Source organism: Rhodobacter maritimus (assembly GCF_058747975.1).
Window position 1 is genome coordinate 1,677,443 of record NZ_CM179095.1, and the last position, 20,627, is coordinate 1,698,069.

Below are 20,627 nucleotides of genomic sequence, written 5' to 3' on the forward strand. Positions count from 1 at the left end.
AAGGCCGCGGCCGGCAGAGCGGTAGGGTTGCACCGGATAGGTCACACGAAAGCCCCCAAGATTACAGAATCGGCTTCCTGCATTCCGGCTGGAAAGTCTTAAGGCACGATTAAGCGGTTATCTTTTCACCCTTCGGTTGTGTCAATCTTATGGCGCAGGTGCGTCGAGACATGCGACAAAAAAGCCGTCGCCACCATCCGGCGGAAGGAACCGCGCAGCGTGCCGCAGGGTGCATGAGAAACGCTGCGCAACCCATTCCACCTGCGCGATATTCTCGGCCTCCAGAAGCGAGCATGTCATATAGGCAAGCACGCCGCCCGGCGCCAGAAGCGCCGCGGCCTGCTCCAGGATTTCGCGCTGCACGCCGATCAGTTCGTTCAGCCTGTCGCGCGTCAGCCGCCATTTCGCATCGGGCGTGCGCCGCCAGGTGCCCGAGCCCGAACAGGGCGCATCCACCAGCACCAGATCATAGCGCCCGCTGGCCGTGCCCGGCGGCAGGATCGTGACCTTTGCGCCCGCGCGGGCGGCGCGGGCGGGCAGATCGCGCATCCGGCCTGCATCGATGTCATGGGCGAAATACCGGCCCTCGGCCAGGGCTGCCATCGCCAGAACCTTGCCGCCCCCGCCCGCGCAATAATCAAGCACGCGCATGCCGTCCCGCAGCGGAAGCGACGCGATGGCGGCCTGGGACGAGGCGTCCTGAAGCTCGACCAGCCCCGATCCATAGGCGGTTGAGTTTTGTATTTTCCGTGCGTTTTCCGTAACTTCAAGTGAGGTCTTCACCAAGGGATGTGGCTGCGCCACGATCCCTTCCCGCGCAAGGGCGGCGATGGCGTCATCAGTGCTGGCCTTGCGCAGATTGACGCGCAGGAAGACCGGCGCCCGCATCTGCTGGGCGGCCATGACAGGCGCATAGTCCGCCCCGAGGCTGTGCATGAGATCCGGGGCAAGCCATGCGGGCACGTCAAGCGCATCCGCCCCCGATGGCATGGCGCCGCCTGCGGCCTCGGGTCCGGTCAGGGGCGCGGGGGCGAAACGCTCACCAGTGAAAATGGAATTGAGATCAATGCCCTGCGCGCGGCAATGCCCGATCAGAAGCGCCCGGCCGGTCGTGCCCCCGCCCCGGATCGCGCAAGAGGACCGGCGGCGCAGCACGTCATAGACCAAATCCCGGATCGCCGCCCGGTCGCCCGAGCCCGCATAGCGGTTGCCGCGCGCCCATGTGGTCAGCACGGCCTCGGCCGGGGCGACGGCCTGAATACGGTCGAGGATCTCGATCGCGGCCGAGGCGCGGGCGGCGGGCGTCATCGCCCCCCTGCCCCGCAACCTGCATGAAGATTACCCCGCAACGCCATGACAGGATTAGCCAATCCGGTAGTTCGGGCTTTCCCGCGTGATCTGCACGTCATGGACATGGCTTTCCTTCAGCCCGGCGCCGGTGATGCGCACGAAATTGCATCCGCCGCGCATGTCGCTGACGGTGCGGTTGCCGGTATAGCCCATCGCCGCGCGCAGGCCGCCCACCAGCTGATGGATCACCGTGCCCGCGGGCCCCTTGTAGGGCACCTGGCCCTCGATCCCTTCGGGCACCAGCTTGTCCGAGGCCGCGTCCTTCTGGAAATAGCGGTCGGCCGAGCCGCGCGCCATCGCCCCAAGACTTCCCATGCCACGATAGCTTTTGTAGCTACGCCCCTGATAAAGAATGACTTCACCCGGAGACTCATCGGTCCCCGCAATCGCCGATCCGACCATCGCGCAAGAGGCGCCCGCCGCGATCGCCTTGGCGAAATCGCCCGAGAACTTGATCCCGCCATCGGCGATCACCGGCACGTCGCCCGCGCCCGAGACCGCATCCATGATCGCGGTCAGCTGCGGCACGCCCACACCGGCCACGATCCGCGTGGTGCAGATCGAGCCCGGCCCGATCCCCACCTTCACCGCATCGGCCCCCGCGCCGATCAGCGCGCGCGTGGCCTCGGCGGTGGCGACATTGCCCGCCACGACCTGGACCGAGTTCGACAGCGCCTTCACCCGCTCGACCGCAAGGGCCACGCCCTCGGAATGGCCATGCGCCGTGTCGATCACGATCAGATCGCAGCCCGCCTCGATCAGCGCCTGCGAGCGCTCGAACCCCGCATCGCCCACCGTCGTCGCGGCAGCCACGCGCAGCCGGCCCAGCTCGTCCTTGCAGGCCAGCGGGTGCAGCACCGCCTTTTCGGTATCCTTAAGGGTCAAAAGGCCGGTCAGCTTGCCCTTGCCGTCGGTGACAAGCAGCTTCTCGATCCGGCGGGCCTTCATCAGCTGCTTGGCCTCGTCCAGATCCGCAGGCTCGGTCAGCATCGCCAGGTTGTCGGCGGTCATCATGGCGCGCACCGGCGTGCGGTCGTCCGAGGCGAAGCGCATGTCGCGGTTGGTCACGATCCCCACGACGCGGCCATCCGCGTCGACCACCGGAAAGCCCGTGACGTTGAAGCGTTCCTGAAGATCCTTTGCATCGGCCAGGGTCTGATCGGCGCGCAGCGTGATCGGGTTGTAGACGATGCCGCTTTCGAAGCGCTTCACGCGCCGCACTTCCTGCGCCTGCTGGTCGACGGTCAGGTTGCGGTGGATCACGCCCATGCCGCCGGCCTGCGCCATGGCAATGGCCATGCGGGCCTCGGTCACGGTGTCCATGGCGGACGAAAGAAGCGGGATGTTCATGCGGATCGACCGCGTCACATGGGTCGAGACATCGGCCTCGGACGGCAGCACCGATGAGGCGGCCGGGACAAGGAGAACATCGTCAAAGGTAAGCGCCTCGCGAATCTGCATCGGGGTCCTCCGGACTTGCATTCGTTTGGCGGTTCCCTGTTTCACGCATGGGCGCGCTTGGCAAGACCCTAGGCGGTTGCGGCGTTGGTTTTTACCGCCAGCTGCCCCTTTGCCCAAAGCTGCATCACCTTGATGGCGATCGGCGGGATCACCACCGTGGCCGCCACCAGCGCAAGGCCGCCGGGCAGCCGCCAGGCCCCGCCCAACACCAGCCAGAAATTCGCCACCGCCGCGAGGGGAAAGGTGAAGCCCCCCCAGAGCGGCGAGAATCCGGCCTCCAGAAGCCAGCCGGCCCGCATCAGCAGCGCCGCCAGAAGCCCCGCGGTCAGCACGGCGAAGGCAAGTGCCAGCCCCGTCGCCCCGAACCCGGCGGCAACCGTGCCCAGAAGGGCCGCCGGCGCAAGGTGGATCGCCAGCAAGGGGCGCAGCGGCGCGGGTACCGAACTTTTGGCGAATTGCTGCAACGAGACCAGCCAGATGCCCGCCGCCGCAACCAGTGCGACCCAGAACAGGACCACGGCCAGCGTCGCCTCGCCAAGCCCCTGCGCGACCATCGCCGCGACGATCGGCCCGGTGAAGGTCAGGTGCCAGACCGGATTCACGCGGCGCTGCTCGGCAGGGCCGGTGGCAAAGACATACAGGACCGCCGCGATCAGCGCGGCGTGCAGCACAAGCCCGGCCAGAAGCACCCCGTGGGCAAGGCCGGGCGCAAGCGGGCCAAGTACCCCGGCGAACAGATAAACCGACAGCGCCCCCGCTGCGAGGCCCGCGCGGCCGGGCAGGATCCGCAGATCCTCAACCAATACGGCCGGGCGGCGCAGGATCTTTGCGACGAAGGCCACCGCGGCGAACAGGAACAGCAGCGTGACCGCCCCAAGCAGCAGATCGGGCAGCGCCTGCGGCAGGCCGAACTCCCCGGCCCCGCGCCGCCATCCAAGCCCAAGCCCGAGAAGCCCCAGGATCGGCGGAAAGATCGCCGGCGGGGTGCGCCGCCAAAGCCCTTTCGGGGCGGGTGCCGGGGGTTTGAATGCCATGCTCTGCCTCCTGTTTCGGCTGTTTGTGACGTATTTTCACGCCGCGCGCCAGCTTCCGCGATGACGCAGCTTGCGCCGGGCGCGCGGGCGGCGAACTCTGGGGCAAATCGGCGTGGAGGATTCGATGGAACGGCATGGCTATGAAACCGGCAGGCTCAACCTGCCCTTCGTGGGAATCGCGACCTTTGGCAAAAGGCCCTTTATCGAGGATTGGGATGCCATCGCCGCCGATGTGGCGATTCTGGGCGCGCCGTTCGATTTCGGCACCCAGTTCCGGGCGGGCGCGCGCTTCGGGCCGCGCGCGGTGCGTGAGGCCTCGACCCTGTTCAGCTTCGGGCATGCCGGGGCCTATGACCACGAGGATGACTGCACCTATCTGGGCCACGATGTGCGCATGGTCGATATCGGGGACGCCGACATCGTGCATACCGATACTGAGAAAAGCCACGCCAATATCGAGGCCGGCGTGCGCGCGATCCTGCGTGCGGGCGCGCTGCCCGTGGTGATCGGCGGGGATCATTCCGTCAACATCCCTTGCATCCGCGCCTTCGACGATCAGGGGCCGATCCACATCGTGCAGATCGACGCGCATCTGGATTTCGTCGACGTGCGCCACGGCGTGCGCCACGGGCACGGCAACCCGATGCGCCGCGCGGCCGAGAAGGACTATGTCACCGGCATCACCGCGCTTGGCATCCGCAACGTCAGCTCCACCACCCAGGAAGGTTATGAGGCCGCGCGCGCGATGGGCGACGACATCCTGTCGGTGCGGCAGGTGCGCAAGCTGGGTCCCGAGGGCGTTCTGGCGCGCATTCCCGAAGGCGCGCGGGTCTATGTCACGATCGACATCGACGGCTTCTGCCCCTCGATCGCGCCGGGAACGGGCACGCCCTCGCATGGCGGTTTCCTGTATTACGAGGTGCTGGAAATCCTTCAGGGGCTTGCGCGCAACCACGATGTCGTGGGGGTAGATCTGGTCGAGGTGGCGCCCGACTACGACCCGACCGGATCGACCGCGATCCTTGCGGCGCAGGTGCTGCTGAATTTCATCGGCTTCATCTTTCACGCACGCGCCCGTCGCACCGGCGGCTGACCGGGCCGGGCAGCACCAGGCAAAAGGCGCCAAGCGCATGCGGCCTGGCTCCGGTGCCCAGCTTGAAGCGCATCCGCCCCGCGCCGTCCCCGTCCTCGATCGCGCCCAGATCGAGGCTGCGCACGCCCCGCGCCCGCAGCCGCAGCGCCGCCTGCCACAGAAGGATCTGATGCGCCCCGGCGGGCCGGCAGGGGGCAGGCGCGCTCCAGCCCGCGTGCCAGCTTGCCTGCGTGCCATGGCACAGAAAGACCATGCCCGCGACCGGCGCCCCGTCCGCCCCGGCGATCTGCAGGGCCAGCAGGCCGCCGGGCACCCTTTGCGCCCAACCCTCCACGAAGCCGGGCGGCAGGTTGCGATAGCCCCTCTGCCGCTGCTGCGCGGCCTCTGCCCGCAGGATGGGGCCGGGATCGCAGGCCTCGGCGGGGTGCAGCCCGGCCCGCTCGGCCCCGGCCAGGCGGTTGCGCCATTTGCCCGACAGACCCGCCCGCAGATCCTCGGGCGGCGCGGCCAGATCCCAGATCGCGTGATGGCGCGGGGTGATCAGCGGCACCAGCCCAGGGCCGCCAAGCGGGCCGTCCGGCATGGCCAAAAGCGGCCGCAGCCCGCGCCCGAGTCCGCGCAGCGCGCGCAGCCGAACATCCCCGGCCACGCCCGGCATCCAGACCGGCCCGCGGTTGAGCACCCGCAACCCGCCGATGCCGATCACCTGCGCAACCCCGACCAGCGCGCCCCCCTGCCACAGCGCCACGCGCGCCGCATCGCGCCCGGTCGCGCGCGCGATCTCTCCGTAGGCCCAGTGCTGTTGCAGCGCCGCGCCACCCGCCCGTGCCAGTGCCGCAGCCCAGGGGCCGGGGTCGGTGACGGGGCTGAGCGTGATCTGCGTCATGATCATCATTAAGCCGGTCTTTACCTAACGCGCGCTTAATGGCGCCATGAAACGGACCCGGACCTCGCTTCCCGCCATTCCCGCGCCGCGCCCCACGCCCTGGGCCGCGAGTCTTCTCGCATTCGGGCTTTCGCTGCTTTACCTGCTGGCGCTGCTGGTCTGGTCGCTCATCGGCGCGCTGCTGGCGCTGCCGTGACGCTGGACAAAAGGCCGCAGCCGCGCCATCAAGGGCGGCCTTTCGAACGGAGCCCCCTGCGATGCCCACCCAATACCACCCCGGCAAGGCCGCGCTCTGGATGCTGGGCGCCATGACCGGGATGATCTCGATGGCCATGGCGGGGCGTGCGGTGGCCGATTCTCACGACACGTTCGAGATCATGGCCTGGCGCTCGCTTGTGGGGATGATCCTCGTGCTGGGCGGCGCGGCCGCCACGGGCCGGCTGTCCGAGATCCGGGCCCGCCGGCTGAAGCTGCACGCGCTGCGCAACGTCTTCCATTTCGCCGGGCAGAACCTGTGGTTCGCGGCGCTCAGCATGATCCCGCTGGCACAGCTTTTCGCGCTGGAATTCTCGACCCCGATCCTTGTCGCGCTTGCATCGCCTTTCGTTCTGCACGAGGCGCTGACGCGGCGGCGGCTGGGGGCGGCGGCGCTCGGGTTCGCGGGGGTGCTGATCGTGGCTGATCCGTGGGGCAGCGGGGGCATCGGGCTGGGCACGATATTCGCCATGCTCTGCGCGTTCGGGTTTGCCGGCTCGATCCTGTTCACCAAGGTGCTGACCCGGACCGCCCCGGTCACCGAAATCCTGTTCTGGCTGACCGTATTCCAGTTTGGCTTCGGCCTGGTGCTGGCACTTGCCGATGGTCAGACCGCCTGGCCCACGGCGCGGTCGTTCCCGTGGCTCGTGCTGATCGGGGTGGCCGGGATCGGCGCGCATCTGTGCCTGACGCGCGCCCTTTCTCTGGCGCCCGCATCGGTGGTGGCGCCGATCGACTTCGCGCGCCTGCCGATGATCGCCATCGTCGGCGCGCTGTTCTACAACGAACCGCTGGCAGCCCCGATCTTCGTCGGCGGCGCGATCATCCTTCTGGCGAACTGGATCAACATCCGCCGCGGGCGCGCCGCAAGCCCCAGTGCAACAATGCCATAGGACGCGACGTAACAGATTCGCTTCATTGATTCACGGCTTGTTGATGATAGCGTAACAAGATGAAACAGATCGACACGCAGGGATGAGGATCAAATGAGACGTGTGATGATGATGGCGGGCGCCCTTGCCCTGGGCGCCGGGACCGCCACCGCAGGGGGGATCGAACGGAGCAACCAGTCCGTCGGCATCCTGTTCGAGCAGGGCAATTACGCAGAGCTGAATTTCGGCGCCTTCTCGCCCGACGTTTCCGGCACGGTCGCGGGCGGCCTTGTCGGCTCGGGCGATATGGGGCTTGGCTATGGCACGCTCAGCCTTGGCTACAAGCGCGCGCTGACGGACAAGCTGGACATGGCGATCATCCTCGACCAGCCGGTCGGGGCCGATCTGAACTATAACCCGGCCAATGCGCCCTACCCGCTTGCGGGTTCGCGCGCCTCGATCGATTCGACGGGCATCACCGCGCTGCTGCGCTACAAGCTGCCCAACAACTTCTCGGTCCATGGTGGCGTGCGCGCCGTGCGCACCTCGGGCGAGGTGGCGCTGTTCAACGGCGCCTATACGATGGACACCTCGACCGAGACCGATTTCGGCTATGTGCTGGGCGTGGCCTGGGAAAAACCCGAGATCGCGGCCCGCGTCGCGCTGACCTACAGCTCCGCTATCACCCATGCCTTCGACGCGAACGAGAACGTCGTGCCCGTGCCGACCGCATTCGAAACCGAAATCCCGCAATCGGTGAACCTGGAGTTCCAGACAGGGATCGCGGCCGATACGCTGCTTTTCGGCTCGATCCGCTGGGTTGACTGGACCGCCTTCGACATCTCGCCCGTGGGCTATGTCGGCGGCTTCGGCTCGCCTCTGGTCGAATATGACAACGATGTCATCACCTACACGCTCGGCCTGGGCCGCAAGTTCAACGAGACGTGGTCCGGCGCGGTCATTCTTGGCTATGAAAAGCACGAGGGCACCACGACCGGCAACCTTGGCCCGCATGACGGGATGAAGTCGATCGCGCTTGCCGCGACCTACACCAAGGACAACATCAAGGTGACGGGTGGCCTGCGCTATGTCGATATCGGCGATGCGACCACCAATCCGCCGGTCAGCGGCGCCTTCAGCGGAAACTCCGGCTGGGGCGCGGGTCTGCGCGTCGGCTTCAGCTTCTGAAGACAGCTTGGGATGAGCACCCCAAAGCCCCGCCCGACCGGCGGGGCTTTTTTCGTCCGCGATTGTATCTGGCACAAGTTCCGGGTGGCCGCCCCCTTCCGCGCGGCATAGCTTGGCCGGCATGAGCCAGACCGTCGCCCGCCCCGCCTCTGCACAAACCGAGATGTCCCCCCAAGCCTGGGTGCTGTTGGGGGCGCTTGCGGTGATCTGGGGCGGATCGTTCCTGTCCAACCGCGCCGCCCTGTCCGAGGTGGGCGTGCTTGGCGTCGTCACGCTGCGGGTTGCGGGCGGCGCCGTCCTGCTGTGGCTTTATGTGGCGCTGCGCCGCCTGCCGCTGCCGCGCGACCCGCGCCTTTTGCCGCGCTTCCTGATCATGGGGGCGCTGAACAACGCCATCCCCTTCTCGCTGATCGTCTGGGGGCAGCAGCATATCGACAGCGGGCTTGCGGCCATCCTGAATGCCTCGACCGCGATCTTCGGGGTGCTGATCGCCGCGGCGGTCTTTTCCGACGAAAAGCTGACCCCGCGCAAGATCACCGGCGTGCTGATCGGCTTTGGCGGTGTCGTGCTGGCGGTCGGCCCCGGCGCGCTTGCCGGGCTGGACCCGACCTCGCTTGGCCAGATCGCTATTCTGGGTGCCTCGATCTCTTATGGCTGCGCGGGGGCCTATGCGCGCGGCGCGATCCGCAACCTTGCCCCCGAGGTCGCGGCGGCCGGGATGCTGACCGGGGGCACGCTGTGGCTTCTGCCCGCGATGCTGTGGGCCGAGGGCGTGCCGGCCTTCGACTGGTCCGCCCCGGTCTGGGCCGCGCTTGCCTGGCTGATCGTGGGCTGCTCGGCCCTTGCCTACCTGATCTATTACCGCATCCTTGCCATGGCGGGCGCGGGCAACCTGTCGCTGGTGACGCTGCTAATCCCGCCCGTGGCGATCGTCGCAGGCCACCTGGTCTATGACGAGGCCCTGGCCCTGAACGCCCTTGCCGGGTTCGCCATACTGGCCGCGGGGCTTCTGGTGCTGAACGGGCGCATCGGGCGTTTCGGGCGCAAAACCCCGTGACGCCGCGCGGCCTGCGCGCTAAACCCGGACCGGCGGCACCGCAAGGCAGGCAAGGACGGGCGGAATGATCTACGCAAACAGAAGCAGCTGGCTGGTGGCCGCGCAAAAGCGCGTGCTCCTGTTCGGCATGTCCGGGCTGGGCAAGACCTATCTTGCCTCGATGCTGCGCGGCACGGGATCGTGGTTCCACTACTCGGTCGATTACCGCATCGGCACGCGCTACATGGGCGAATACATCGCCGACAACTTCAAGCGCGAGGCGATGAAGAACGCCTTCCTGCGCGAATTGCTGCTGTCCGACAGCGTCTATATCGCCTCAAACATCACCTTCGACAATCTTGCGCCGCTGTCGACCTATCTGGGCAAGCCCGGCAGCCCCCCAAAGGGCGGCCTGCCCTTCGACGAATACATGCGCCGCCAGAACCAGCACCGCGCGGCCGAGATGGCCTCGCTTCTCGATACGACGCGCTTTGTCGCGCGCGCCCGCGAAATCTATGACTTGCCGCATTTCGTCTGCGATTCCGGCGGCTCGATCTGCGAGGTGGTGGACCCCGAGGACCCGATGGACCCGATCCTGACCGAGCTGTCGCGCAACCTGCTCATGGTCTGGATCGAAGGCTCCGAGGCCCATACCGAAGAGCTGATCCGCCGCTTCGACCGCGCGCCCAAGCCGATGTATTACCAACCCGAGTTCCTTGAACGCAAATGGGTGGAATACCGGGTCGAGCGCGGGCTGAAGGAAGACGAGGTCAACCCCGACGCCTTCGTGCGCTGGACCTATTCGCAGGCCCTTGCCCACCGCCAGCCGCGCTATGAGGCCATGGCGCGCAACTGGGGCGTGCGCGTGCGCGCCGAGGACGTGGCCCTTGTGCGCGACGAGAAAGATTTTACATCGCTGATTGCGGGCGCCCTGCCCGCAGGCTGAACTTTTCCGGAGACCATCATGCCCATCACCCTGCCCGAGACGCTTCCCGCCTTTGACATCCTGTCGAAGGAAGGCGTCATGGTGATGAGCCCCGGCCGCGCCGCCACGCAGGATATCCGCCCGCTGCGGATCGGGCTTCTGAACCTGATGCCGAAGAAGATCCAGACCGAGAACCAGTTCGCCCGGCTGATCGGCGCGACGCCGTTGCAGATCGACTTCCAGCTGATCCGCATGAGCGAGCACCAGACCAAGAACACCGCCGCCGAGCACATGGAGGCCTTCTACCGCCCCTTCACCGATGTCGAGGCGACGGGCGAGAAGTTCGACGGCCTCATCATCACCGGCGCCCCGATCGAGCATCTGCCCTTCGAGGAGGTCACCTACTGGGACGAATTGCGGCGCGTGTTCGACTGGACGCAGGGCCATGTGCAATCGACCTTCGGCGTGTGCTGGGGCGGCATGGCGATGGCCTACCATTTCCACGGCGTGCAGAAATACATGCTCGATCACAAGGCCTTCGGCTGTTTCCGGCACCGCAACTGCGTGCCTGCCTCGCCCTATCTGCGGGGGTTTTCGGACGACCTGCTGATCCCGGTCAGCCGCTGGACCGAGATGCGCGCGCCCGAGATCGACGCCGCACCCGGCCTGCGCACGCTGATCGCCTCGGACGAGGTGGGGCCCTGCCTTGTCGAGGACGGCTGCCACCGCGCGCTTTATGTCTTCAACCATTTCGAATACGACAGCGGCACCCTCAAGGAGGAATATGACCGCGACGTGGCCGCCCACAAGACGATCAACGTGCCGGTGAACTATTACCCCGAGGACGATCCCGCGCGCGTACCGATGAACCGCTGGCGCAGCCACGCCCACCTGCTTTACGGCAATTGGGTGAACGAGATCTATCAGAGCACGCCCTACAATCTGGCGGATATCGGCACCTGATCGGGCGCGCGCCGCTCTGGCAAGTGGCGCGCGCGCGGTCCATACTGGACCGGGCCCATCAGGCCAGTGCTTTCAGGACAGTGCCATGACCATCGAGATACCTTTCGTCGGCGACATCACCCGCTTTCTGGAAGAGGAGGCGCCGAAGGCGATCCGCAAGCAGATCCACGAGGCGGGAAAGGACGACATCCTGTCCTCCAGCTACCCCTATGGCGAAGAGCTTGGGAAGAAGGCCTATGGCGCACTTATGGAGGCGCTTCAGGTCGAGCTGGTGAAGATGCTCTGGGATCTGCGCGACAGCGGCAAGCGCCTTGCGGTGTTGTTCGAGGGCCGCGACGCCGCCGGAAAGGGCGGCACGATCGAACGGGTGCGCGAAAACCTCAACCCGCGCTCGGCCTATATCGTCGCGCTGCCCAAGCCGACCGAGCGCGAGGCGACGCAATGGTATTTCCAGCGCTATGTCGACTGGCTTCCCGCCGGCGGCGAGATCGCGCTGTTCGACCGCAGCTGGTATAATCGCGGCGTGGTCGAGCATGTCTTCGGCTTCTGCACCCCCGAACAGCGCGAGCATTTCTTCGCCCAGCTTCCCGATTTCGAGAAGATGCTGGTCGATGAGGGCATCATCCTTGTCAAGCTCTGGCTCAATGTCGGGCGCGCCGAGCAGCTGCGTCGCTTCCTCAAGCGCGAGAAAGACCCGCTCAAGCAATGGAAGCTGAGCTGGATCGATGTCGAGGGGCTGAAGAAATGGGATGCCTATTCCGACGCGATCAAGGAAACGCTGAAACGTTCGGACACGGCGGTCGCACCCTGGACGGTGATCCGCTCGGACGACAAGGCGCGGGCGCGCATCGCCGCAATCCAGACCGTCCTGAATGCCGTCGACTACGCGAAAAAAGACACCAAAGCCATTGGCAAGATTGACGAAAAGATCGCCGGCGGGATAGATCTTCTGGATGTCTAAGCAAGGCTATCACCACGGCAACCTGAAACAGGCGCTGGTCGAGGCTGCGCTGCGGCTGATCGAAACGCAGGGCCCCACCGGCTTTTCGCTGTCCGAGGCGGCGAAGAACGCGGGCGTGACCCCGGCCGCCGTCTATCGCCATTTCGAGGGGCGCGAGGATCTGATCGCGGAATGCGCGCGCCAGGGCTATGCGATCTTTGCCGACCTGCTCGATCACGCATGGAATGACGGCCAGCCCTCGGCGCTTTCGGCCTTCGGGGCGCTCGGGCGGGCCTATCTGGCCTTCGCGCGCCGCTATCCGGGGCATTACATGGCGATGTTCGAGGCCGGGATCTCGCCCAACCGTTCGCCCGAACTTGCGGCCGTGGCGACGCGGGCCGAGGGGGTGATGCTGCGCGCGGCCGAGGCGCTTGGCCGCCATATCCCCGCCGCGCGGCGCCCGCCGGCCGCGATGTTCTCGGCCCATATCTGGGCGCTCAGCCATGGCGTGGTAGAGCTTTATGCCCGCACCGCGCCGGGCACCCGCACGCCGCTTTCGCCCGAGGATCTTCTTGAATCGGGGATCGGGATCTATCTGCGCGGCCTAGGCCTTCTGCCGCCTGACAGCTGAGACGATCAGTCGAAAGCCACCCGCGCGACCGCGAAGATCCCGAAACCACCCATCATCAGCGCCGAGACCCGCCCGGTCCAAAGCGCAAATCCCGCGGGCAGGCGGCGATGCAGCGCCGCTACCGTTCCCGACAGCACAACCCACCACAACATGGAGCCAAGGAACACCCCCAGGACGACCGCGCCCGCCGCCCCCGCCGAGGCATCCCGCGCCAGCCCCAGCCCCGCGAACATCGCGGCAAAGCTGAGGATCGTGGTCGGGTTGGCGATGGTCAGCGCGAAGGTCAGCGCGGTGGTGGACCACAGCCCCCGCACCGCCTCTGCCTGCGGCGCCGCCCCTGCCACCTGCCCCGCGCGCGGCCAGGCCGTCCAGCCCAGCCAGAGCAGGAACGCCCCGCCGATCAGCCCCAGCGGCGTGTCGATCCGCTCCAGCACGCCGGCGAAGGCCGCAAAGCCCGCCGCCGCCGCGCTTGCATAGGCGGCATCGGCAAGCGCCGTGCCAAGCCCGCCGGCAACGCCCGCGAAGAACCCCCGCGCCAGCGTGCGCTGAATGCACAGCGCGCCGATCGGCCCCAAAGGCACGGCCACCGCAAGCCCCAGCAGAAATCCTTTCAAAAACAGCATTTCACGCCCGTCCATCACCTTGACCCAAGCCATTTGTCAGGGCCTTTGCGGAAAATGCAATGCCTTGCCCCAAGCCTTTGATTGCCAAGCGCCGCTCGCCATGGCCAAATGGGCTCGTAACCCGTGACGGAGTTTGGCGATGCGTTTTCTGGCGGCGGTTCTCATGATGCTCTGGCCCGTGATCGCGCAGGCAGAGCCCTATCCCGCGCCGGCCGATCTTGCCGTCAACGACTTTGCGGATCTGCTCTCGCCCGAGGCCGAGGCCCGGCTGGGCGATACGCTTGATACGCTGCGTAGGGAGACGGGGATCGAGGCCACGATGCTGACCCTGCCCGACCGGAACGCCTATGATGCCGCACCCTCGCTCGAGGCCTTCGCCACGCGGCTTTTTAACGGCTGGGGGATCGGGGATGCCACGCGCAACGACGGCATCCTGATCCTCGTGCTGCCCGAAAACCGCGAGATGCGGATCGAGCTGGGTGCAGGCTACAACCCCGAATACGACATTCCCGCGCAGGACATCGTCAACCGCGTGATGCTGCCCGCCTTCCGCGAGGGGCGCATGGAAGCCGGGATCGAGGAGGGCACGCAAGAGGTCATCGCGCAGATCGCCCGGCGCCACGCGGCAGGATTGGCCCCCGAAGCCCCCGCCCGCAAGACGGGCGAATCCGGGGGCAAGCTGATCGCGCTGCTTGTCGGCGCCGGCATGGTCGTCCTTGCGCTGCGCCGCCGGGCGGCAGGGCTGCTTGCGCGGTTTCGCCGCTGTCCGAACTGCCACCACAGGGGCCTGCGGCACGAACGCATCACCACCCGCGCGGCCAGCCGCGATATGGCCGGACAGGGCATCACACGCGATTCCTGCCCCACCTGCAATTGGCGGCAAGAGCGCAGCCATACCATCCCCCGGCGCCGTCCGGGGCGCGGCGGCGGCTCGTTCGGCGGCGGGCGGTCCTCGGGCGGGGGCGCAAGCGGGCGCTGGTAAGGGCTGGACAGGATCCTCCCAGACCGCATAAATGAACATATGTTCATTTCAGGGAGGGTGACATGGATCTGACATCACTGCGGGCAATCGTGACAGGCGGCGCCTCGGGGCTTGGCGCGGCCACCGCGCGCCATCTTGCATCGCTTGGCGGAAAGGTGACCGTCTTCGACCTCGATGCCGCCCGTGGTCAGGCCCTTGCCGAAGAGATCGGTGGCCATTTCGCCCCTGTCAACGTCACGGATGAGGCCAGCGTGGCCGCAGGCATCGCCGCCGCCCGCACCGCCATGGGGGGCATCGACGCGCTGGTCAACTGTGCGGGCATCGCCACCGGGGAACGTGTGGTCGGCCGCGAGGGGCCGCACCGCCTCGATACCTTCAGCCGCACGATCAACATCAACCTTGTCGGCTCGTTCAACGTGCTGCGCCTTGCGGCGGCCGAGATGGCCGGAAATGAAGGCCCCGAGCGCGGCGTGATCGTCAACACCGCCTCGGTCGCGGCCTTCGACGGGCAAAAGGGCCAGGCGGCCTATGCGGCCTCGAAAGCGGGCATCGCGGGGATGACGCTGCCCCTGGCACGCGATCTGGCGGGGCAAGGCATCCGCGTCTGCGCGATCGCACCGGGCATCTTTGCCACCCCGATGATGAAGGGCCTGCCGCAAGAGGTGCAGGACAGCCTTGCCGCCGAGGTCACCTTCCCGCGCCGCCTTGGCAATCCGGCCGAATATGCCGCGCTTGCCGCCTTCATCATCGGCAACGGCTACCTGAACGGAGAAGTCATCCGCCTTGACGGGGCGCTGCGGATGCGCTGAGCGCGCCTAAAGCTGCTGCGCGCGCATCCGCCGCGCCGCAGCCATCCCCAGATCCCGCGAGACACGTTCGAACACGGGATCGAACCCGGCAAACAGCGCCCCTGTCAGGTCGCGCCCCACCGGCGAGGCCGCAAAATCGTGATAGGCGGCCAGTTCCGCATCGCTCAGCGGCGCGTAGGCAAGGAAAAGATAGCTGCCAAGCCAGGACAGCATCTCTTCGCGCACCTGCTCTTCCTGCGCCCAGACATCGGCCAGCATGTCCTGTTCGGTGATCTCGTAGGGGAAGGCACCGCCCTCGACCAGTGCACGGTAGAAGGCAAGGTTGGCATTCAGCCCGCCCGTCACGTTCGGCTCGATCAGGTCGGCGGCCTGCATCAGCTCCAGAATGGCCATCGCGCGCGGATCGTCCTGGCCAAGCGCCGCGTCGAACGCGGCAAGGGCGACCTCCTCGACCGCATCGTCCAGCATCGCGCGCCGCGCCTCCAGCTCCAGCGTGACGATCCTGTGCCCGAGTTCCGCACTGTAGAATTCCGCGATTCCGTCTTGCGATTGCGCCCCGAGCGCCGCCGAGAACCGCTCATCGAACAGCGCGCGCAGCCGGTCCGGGGCGTTGATCATCGAAATCTCGGCCCGCCACATCGTATCGGGCGGCGCCTCGAACAGCTCTGCCGCGAGTTCCTCCCCGTAGGCTTCGCCTTCCTGTTGCAGGATCTCGAAAAGCTGGTCCGTCTGCAGAAGCCCGAGGATATGCGCAGGGTCGGCCTGCGCGGGGCCTGCAAGCAAAACGATCAGGACAGCAAGGCTGCGAGGGATCCTTCGCCACCATGCCGCAAAGGCCAGAACCATCCGAAAACCCCTGCGAAACCAACACAACCAATAACACCTAGCCCGCGCCGCGGCACTTGCCAAGCCTTTGCACCCTGCCAGCCCCAGCCTTCCCGCGCAGCCGATCCGGTCTTTTGTCAAAAAAGCGGTTGCAAGCCCCGCAACGGCGCTATAAATCCGCCTCACCTAAGACCACCGATGCGGAGAGGTGCCGGAGCGGTCGAACGGGGCGGTCTCGAAAACCGTTGTGGGTGTGAGCCCACCCAGGGTTCGAATCCCTGTCTCTCCGCCACAAATCATGCATAATTAACTGTTTTTATCGGGCATTTTTCAAAGTCAGATTTCCGACTGACCGACCTTTTTGCCAAGACGTTTTCCCTTGAAACGGCAGAGATCTTCTTGCTTGTCAGGCGGCCCCATCAGCCGTGCTGAGGCGTCCGAAGGAGCCGACCATGCGAAAGACTATCCCGGCCGCCGTCGCTTGCATGACATTGGCCTTTCAGCACCATACGAGGACGGGGGCTGATACCAAGCCGAATGGACCAGAGGCCGACCATGCCCGAACAATCAAGTCGGACCGCCTGATGGGGCAGTCCATGCAGATGCTGAGACGTCAAGGCGTCTAAAAACTGGAGGTCTTAATCCGTGACAACCACGCGCATCGAGGGTCGGCGCGACGATGACAGAATAACATTTGATGGACGCGCGCTGGTGTTCGCAAGTCGGATGACGCCTGTCATTCGATTGCTTGCCTTGGTCTTTACGATTCCCTTCCTCGCGCTGCTGCCTGTTTACATTCGGGAGGCGCCATTTTCTGACTGGCACGCGCTTTCCGGTCCGATGCTATTGATAACGTTGTTTTTCAGGCTCCTGCCGCTACTCCTGTTTTGCGCGGGCCTGTATTTCACGTTCTGGCATCCCAACAAGACCATCCGTCTTGATCCTGACAGCAAGACCGCGAAGCTCACCCTTTGGGCGCCCTTGCGTCGCGTGAACCACACCTACCCTTTGCAGGACATGAAGATCGCTCATGTCGCGCTGGAAGCGGATTACCCTGCGTATGATGAGCCCCATGTCATGCTAAAGTTTCCAGACGGGCGGCGACTACGCATGGAATGTTTTTATGACGACGATGAGACCAGGTTTTGGGTAGGGGAAATCACCGCTCGCATTTCTGATGCAAGCGAAGCGGTTTGAACGTCGCCAGCGTGTAGCAAGACAGTTGGCGTGCCGCCTGAATGAAAAACCAATGCATCTACGGCCGTTCCGTTCACCCTCCCGGGGCAGAGACCAGCCCGGCTGCGGCGCGTGCGCATATGTCGGCAATGCGCGGGTCATGTGCGTATCGACCTCGCACCGCCCAACCGCACAGAACGCCCTAGCCCTGCCGCGACAGCTTGCGCAGGATGCCATGCAGGGTCTGGACATCGGCGCGGGTGAAGGGCATGCGCGACCACATGTTGCGCAGGTTCAGCTTCATGTTCGGCGCCTTGCCGGGCGGAAAGAAAAACCCTGCCGCGTCAAGGCGTTCCTCGAAGTGATCGCCCAGCTTCTCGATCTCGATCCGGCTCGCCATGTCGGCGCCCGCCAGGCCCGGATCGACGGGCGGCACATCGCTTTGCCCGCGCATCCATTCATAGCCCGTCAGCAGCACCGCCTGCGCCAGGTTGAGCGAGGGGAAGCCCGGGTTCACCGGCACCGTGATGATCGCGTTGGCGCGGCTGACATCCTCGTTCTCAAGGCCCGCGCGTTCGGGCCCGAACAGCACGCCGACCCGCGCCCCCTGCCCGATCAGCGCCCGCGCATGGGCCATCGCGCTTTCGGGCGTGTGGATGGGCTTGGTCAGCTCGCGCCCGCGCGCGGTGGTGGCAAAGACGAAATCGCAATCCCCGATCGCGCCGGGCAGATCGCCAAACACCCCTGCCCGGTCAAGCACCTGCCCCGCCGCCCCCGAGGCCATCGCCACCGCGCGCGGATTGGGCCAGCCGTCGCGCGGCGCCACAAGGCGCATCCGGTCCAGCCCGAAATTCAGCATCGCACGCGCCGCCGCGCCGATATTCTCGCCCATCTGCGGGCGCACAAGGATGAAGACGGGCCTCGGGTCGGTCATGGCAGTTCCTTTTTGTTGCCCCGCGCATAAGGCCGCGCGGCCCCACTGGCAAGGGCGCGCGCCTTGCGCTAGGAAGACCAAAACCTGAAAGGAACCCCGGATGGCCGCCGAAGATCGCCCCCAGCTGTATCTGATCACGCCCCCTGCGCCGGATCTCGATCTTTTTCCCGGCCTGCTTGCCCGGGTTCTCGACAGCACGCCGGTCAGCTGCCTCCGCCTGGCACTTGCCAGCCGCGACGAGGACACGATCGGCCGCGCCGCCGATGCCTGCCGCATGGTCGCGCATGAGCGTGACATCGCCATCGTGATCGAGAACCACCTCAAACTGGTGGAACGCCACGGGCTTGACGGGGTGCACCTGTCCGACGGCGCGCGTTCGGTGCGCGCCGCGCGCAAGGATCTGGGCGCGGATGCCATCGTGGGGGCCTATTGCGCCGCCTCCCGGCACGAAGGCATGAACGCGGGCGAGGCCGGGGCCGATTACGTCTGCTTCGGCCCGCTTGGCGACAGCGCGCTTGGCACCGGCACGCGGGCCGAACGCGACCTCTTCACCTGGTGGTCCGATATGATCGAGGTGCCGGTCGTCGCCGAAGGCGCGCTGAGCCCCGCGCTTGTGCGCGACCTCGCCCCCGTCACGGATTTCTTCGCCATCGGCGAAGAGATCTGGAGCACCGAAGACCCGGTGGCCGCGCTTGGCGCGCTCTGCGCCGCGATGGGCTAGCCCGGCCATGGCGGGCTGGATGGAGGACGGGCCGATGGGCGATGTCGGCGCCCCCATGCCCGGAGAGCTGCGCGTCGAGCGCGCCGATCTCGCCGCCCATATCCAGGGCCTGCCGGGACCGCGCGCCCTGATCGCCATCACGGGCGCGCCGGGCGCGGGCAAATCCCACCTTGCCCGCGAACTCGCCTCCGCCCTCCAGGCGCGCTATCCCGGCGGCACCGCCATCGTGCAGATGGACGCCTTCCATTACGACGACGCGATCCTTCAGGCCCGCGGCCTCCAGCACCGCAAGGGCGCACCCGAGACATTCGACGTGGCAGGCCTCGCCCATCTCCTCGGGCGCCTGAGCGCCGAGGCGCCAGAAGAGATCGCCATCCCCGTCTTCGACCGCACGCTTGAACTGTCCCGCGCCGGCGCCGCGATCGTGCCGACCAAAGCCCGCTATATCCTGATCGAGGGCAACTACCTGCTGCTGACCCGCGCGCCCTGGCGCGACCTGGCCCGCTTCTTCGACCTCAGCATCCGCCTCGACACCCCCGAACCCCTGCGCCGCACACGCCTGCACCGCCGCTGGCACGCTCAGAACCTTGCCGGTGACGAAATCGCACGCCGGATCGACACGAACGACCTTCCCAACGGCCGGATCGTCGCGCAGGAAAGCCGCGCGGCCGACCTGCTGGTCCACGATCCGGGCTGAGCGCGCGCCCTTTCAGCTTCGTCCAAATATCCCCGCCGGAGGCTCCCGCCCCCCGCCACCTGCGCGCGCCGGGCCTATAGCGGCGCAATATCGCCCTCGGCCCGCGCAGCATGGAAGGCGGCCACGAAGCCCGCAAGACGCCCCTCCGCGATCGCATCGCGCAGGCCCTGCATCAACTCCTGATAGTAATGCAGGTTGTGCCATGTCATCAGCATCGAGGCGATGATCTCCTGGCTGCGATAGACGTGATGCAGATAGGCGCGCGAATAGTTCCGGCAGGCCGGGCAGGTGCAGGCCTCGTCCAGCGGGCGCGGATCATCCATATGGCGCGCGTTCTTGATATTCACCACGCCATGGCGGGTGAAGGCCTGCCCCGTGCGCCCCGACCGCGAGGGCAGCACGCAATCCATCATGTCGATGCCGCGCTCCACCGCGCCCACGATGTCGTCGGGCTTGCCCACGCCCATCAGGTAGCGCGGCTTGTCCTCGGGCAGGAAGCCCGGCGCATAGTCGAGCACGCCGAACATCGCCTCCTGCCCCTCGCCCACGGCCAGCCCGCCCACGGCATAGCCATCGAAGCCGATGGCCTTCAGCGCCTCGGCGCTTTCCTCGCGCAGATCGCGGGTCACTCCGCCCTGCATGATGCCGAAAAGCGCATGCCCCGGACGGTCGCCAAAGGCCTCGCGGCTGCGCGCGGCCCACCGCATCGACAGCTGCATCGAGGCCGCCACCTCGGCCTCGGTCGCCGGAAGCGCGGGACACTCGTCGAAGCACATCACGATGTCCGAGCCCAGAAGCTTCTGGATCTCCATCGAGCGTTCGGGCGACAGCATGTGCCTGGAGCCGTCGATATGGCTGGAAAAGCGCACCCCCTCTTCGGTCAGCTTGCGCAAGGCGGCGAGGCTCATCACCTGGAATCCGCCGGAATCGGTCAGGATCGGGCGGTCCCAGTTCATGAAGCCGTGCAGCCCCCCCAGCCGGGCGATCCGCTCGGCCGTAGGACGCAGCATCAGGTGATAGGTATTGCCCAGCAGGATGTCCGCGCCGGTCGCACGCACCGACTCGGGCAGCATCGCCTTAACGGTGGCGGCGGTGCCCACCGGCATGAAGGCGGGCGTGCGCACCTCGCCGCGCGGGGTGGAAATCACGCCCGTGCGCGCGCGCCCGTCGCGCGCCCTCACCTCGAACCCGAACCGTTCGCCCATTCCGGCCTCCTTCGCATCAGA

At 66.7% G+C, this 20,627-nt stretch carries 22 protein-coding genes and 1 tRNA gene; 15 read left to right on the forward strand and 8 right to left on the reverse strand.

Features of this window, described 5'->3' with window-relative positions:
• Window positions 1–147 precede the first annotated feature (147 nt).
• From AC4PTO_RS08485 to AC4PTO_RS08495, 3 genes are all read right to left on the reverse strand, one after another.
• Window positions 148–1,308 (reverse strand): RsmB/NOP family class I SAM-dependent RNA methyltransferase, encoded by a 1,161-nt coding sequence (locus AC4PTO_RS08485; protein ID WP_492733341.1) that lies wholly within the window; start codon window positions 1,306–1,308, stop codon window positions 148–150.
• A gap of 54 nt (window positions 1,309–1,362) precedes the next feature.
• Window positions 1,363–2,811 (reverse strand): IMP dehydrogenase, encoded by a 1,449-nt coding sequence (gene guaB / locus AC4PTO_RS08490; protein WP_492733343.1) that lies wholly within the window; start codon window positions 2,809–2,811, stop codon window positions 1,363–1,365.
• A 68-nt stretch (window positions 2,812–2,879) separates the two neighbouring features.
• Window positions 2,880–3,845, reverse strand: a complete 966-nt coding sequence (locus AC4PTO_RS08495) for a TDT family transporter (protein ID WP_492733345.1) — start codon at window positions 3,843–3,845, stop codon at window positions 2,880–2,882.
• A gap of 124 nt (window positions 3,846–3,969) precedes the next feature.
• On the opposite strand from AC4PTO_RS08495, the gene speB reads away from it, so the two are divergent.
• Window positions 3,970–4,938, forward strand: coding sequence for an agmatinase (gene speB, locus AC4PTO_RS08500; protein WP_492733348.1), 969 nt, complete (start codon window positions 3,970–3,972; stop codon window positions 4,936–4,938).
• Here speB and AC4PTO_RS08505 read toward each other — a convergent pair.
• Window positions 4,901–5,833 carry a GNAT family N-acetyltransferase gene (locus AC4PTO_RS08505; protein WP_492733351.1) on the reverse strand — a complete coding sequence of 311 codons (933 nt, stop codon included), beginning with the start codon at window positions 5,831–5,833 and terminating at the stop codon, window positions 4,901–4,903. The genes speB and AC4PTO_RS08505 overlap by 38 nt on opposite strands.
• A gap of 37 nt (window positions 5,834–5,870) precedes the next feature.
• Between AC4PTO_RS08505 and AC4PTO_RS08510 the strand changes: the two genes are divergently transcribed.
• From AC4PTO_RS08510 to AC4PTO_RS08545, 8 genes are all read left to right on the forward strand, one after another.
• Complete coding sequence (locus AC4PTO_RS08510) at window positions 5,871–6,020, forward strand: hypothetical protein (protein WP_492733353.1); 150 nt, start codon at window positions 5,871–5,873, stop codon at window positions 6,018–6,020.
• Between the two features lie 61 nt (window positions 6,021–6,081).
• Window positions 6,082–6,972, forward strand: coding sequence for a DMT family transporter (locus AC4PTO_RS08515; protein ID WP_492733355.1), 891 nt, complete (start codon window positions 6,082–6,084; stop codon window positions 6,970–6,972).
• Between the two features lie 93 nt (window positions 6,973–7,065).
• A complete protein-coding gene (locus AC4PTO_RS08520) occupies window positions 7,066–8,139 on the forward strand; it encodes a hypothetical protein (protein ID WP_492733357.1) in 1,074 nt (357 codons plus the stop codon).
• A 121-nt stretch (window positions 8,140–8,260) separates the two neighbouring features.
• Window positions 8,261–9,196: a DMT family transporter gene (locus AC4PTO_RS08525; RefSeq protein ID WP_492733359.1), complete on the forward strand. Its 936-nt coding sequence runs from the start codon at window positions 8,261–8,263 to the stop codon at window positions 9,194–9,196.
• A 64-nt stretch (window positions 9,197–9,260) separates the two neighbouring features.
• Window positions 9,261–10,121: an ATPase gene (locus tag AC4PTO_RS08530; protein ID WP_492733361.1), complete on the forward strand. Its 861-nt coding sequence runs from the start codon at window positions 9,261–9,263 to the stop codon at window positions 10,119–10,121.
• An 18-nt stretch (window positions 10,122–10,139) separates the two neighbouring features.
• Window positions 10,140–11,063: a homoserine O-succinyltransferase gene (locus tag AC4PTO_RS08535; protein ID WP_492733363.1), complete on the forward strand. Its 924-nt coding sequence runs from the start codon at window positions 10,140–10,142 to the stop codon at window positions 11,061–11,063.
• 91 nt (window positions 11,064–11,154) lie between these two features.
• Window positions 11,155–12,024: a polyphosphate kinase 2 gene (gene ppk2 / locus AC4PTO_RS08540; RefSeq protein ID WP_492733585.1), complete on the forward strand. Its 870-nt coding sequence runs from the start codon at window positions 11,155–11,157 to the stop codon at window positions 12,022–12,024.
• Window positions 12,017–12,634: a TetR/AcrR family transcriptional regulator gene (locus tag AC4PTO_RS08545; RefSeq protein WP_492733365.1), complete on the forward strand. Its 618-nt coding sequence runs from the start codon at window positions 12,017–12,019 to the stop codon at window positions 12,632–12,634. Before ppk2 ends, AC4PTO_RS08545 begins: the two co-directional genes overlap by 8 nt.
• 5 nt (window positions 12,635–12,639) lie before the next feature.
• Here the strand turns inward: AC4PTO_RS08545 and AC4PTO_RS08550 are convergent, their stop codons facing one another.
• The gene (locus AC4PTO_RS08550) at window positions 12,640–13,290 is read right to left on the reverse strand and encodes a LysE family translocator (RefSeq protein WP_492733367.1); all 651 of its coding nucleotides are present in this window, start codon (window positions 13,288–13,290) and stop codon (window positions 12,640–12,642) included.
• A 106-nt stretch (window positions 13,291–13,396) separates the two neighbouring features.
• On the opposite strand from AC4PTO_RS08550, the gene AC4PTO_RS08555 reads away from it, so the two are divergent.
• Window positions 13,397–14,239, forward strand: coding sequence for a TPM domain-containing protein (locus tag AC4PTO_RS08555; protein ID WP_492733369.1), 843 nt, complete (start codon window positions 13,397–13,399; stop codon window positions 14,237–14,239).
• Window positions 14,240–14,301: 62 nt separating this feature from the next.
• On the forward strand, window positions 14,302–15,048 hold the full coding sequence (locus tag AC4PTO_RS08560; protein ID WP_492733371.1) for an SDR family NAD(P)-dependent oxidoreductase: 747 nt from the start codon (window positions 14,302–14,304) through the stop codon (window positions 15,046–15,048).
• Window positions 15,049–15,054: 6 nt separating this feature from the next.
• On the opposite strand, the gene AC4PTO_RS08565 is transcribed toward AC4PTO_RS08560, so the two are convergent.
• On the reverse strand, window positions 15,055–15,894 hold the full coding sequence (locus AC4PTO_RS08565; RefSeq protein ID WP_492733372.1) for a hypothetical protein: 840 nt from the start codon (window positions 15,892–15,894) through the stop codon (window positions 15,055–15,057).
• Between the two features lie 181 nt (window positions 15,895–16,075).
• On the opposite strand from AC4PTO_RS08565, the gene AC4PTO_RS08570 reads away from it, so the two are divergent.
• Window positions 16,076–16,165 (forward strand) — tRNA-Ser (locus tag AC4PTO_RS08570).
• Between the two features lie 353 nt (window positions 16,166–16,518).
• The gene (locus AC4PTO_RS08575) at window positions 16,519–17,070 is read left to right on the forward strand and encodes a hypothetical protein (RefSeq protein ID WP_492733374.1); all 552 of its coding nucleotides are present in this window, start codon (window positions 16,519–16,521) and stop codon (window positions 17,068–17,070) included.
• Window positions 17,071–17,251: 181 nt separating this feature from the next.
• Here the strand turns inward: AC4PTO_RS08575 and AC4PTO_RS08580 are convergent, their stop codons facing one another.
• On the reverse strand, window positions 17,252–17,983 hold the full coding sequence (locus tag AC4PTO_RS08580; protein ID WP_492733376.1) for an RNA methyltransferase: 732 nt from the start codon (window positions 17,981–17,983) through the stop codon (window positions 17,252–17,254).
• 100 nt (window positions 17,984–18,083) lie between these two features.
• Here AC4PTO_RS08580 and AC4PTO_RS08585 point away from each other — a divergent pair, with 100 nt between their 5' ends.
• Both AC4PTO_RS08585 and AC4PTO_RS08590 read left to right on the forward strand, forming a co-directional pair.
• A complete protein-coding gene (locus AC4PTO_RS08585) occupies window positions 18,084–18,704 on the forward strand; it encodes a thiamine phosphate synthase (RefSeq protein WP_492733378.1) in 621 nt (206 codons plus the stop codon).
• A gap of 7 nt (window positions 18,705–18,711) precedes the next feature.
• Window positions 18,712–19,401 (forward strand): nucleoside/nucleotide kinase family protein, encoded by a 690-nt coding sequence (locus AC4PTO_RS08590; protein WP_492733380.1) that lies wholly within the window; start codon window positions 18,712–18,714, stop codon window positions 19,399–19,401.
• 74 nt (window positions 19,402–19,475) lie between these two features.
• Here AC4PTO_RS08590 and tgt read toward each other — a convergent pair whose 3' ends face one another.
• Window positions 19,476–20,606 (reverse strand): tRNA guanosine(34) transglycosylase Tgt, encoded by a 1,131-nt coding sequence (gene tgt / locus AC4PTO_RS08595; RefSeq protein WP_492733382.1) that lies wholly within the window; start codon window positions 20,604–20,606, stop codon window positions 19,476–19,478.
• Window positions 20,607–20,627 lie beyond the last annotated feature (21 nt).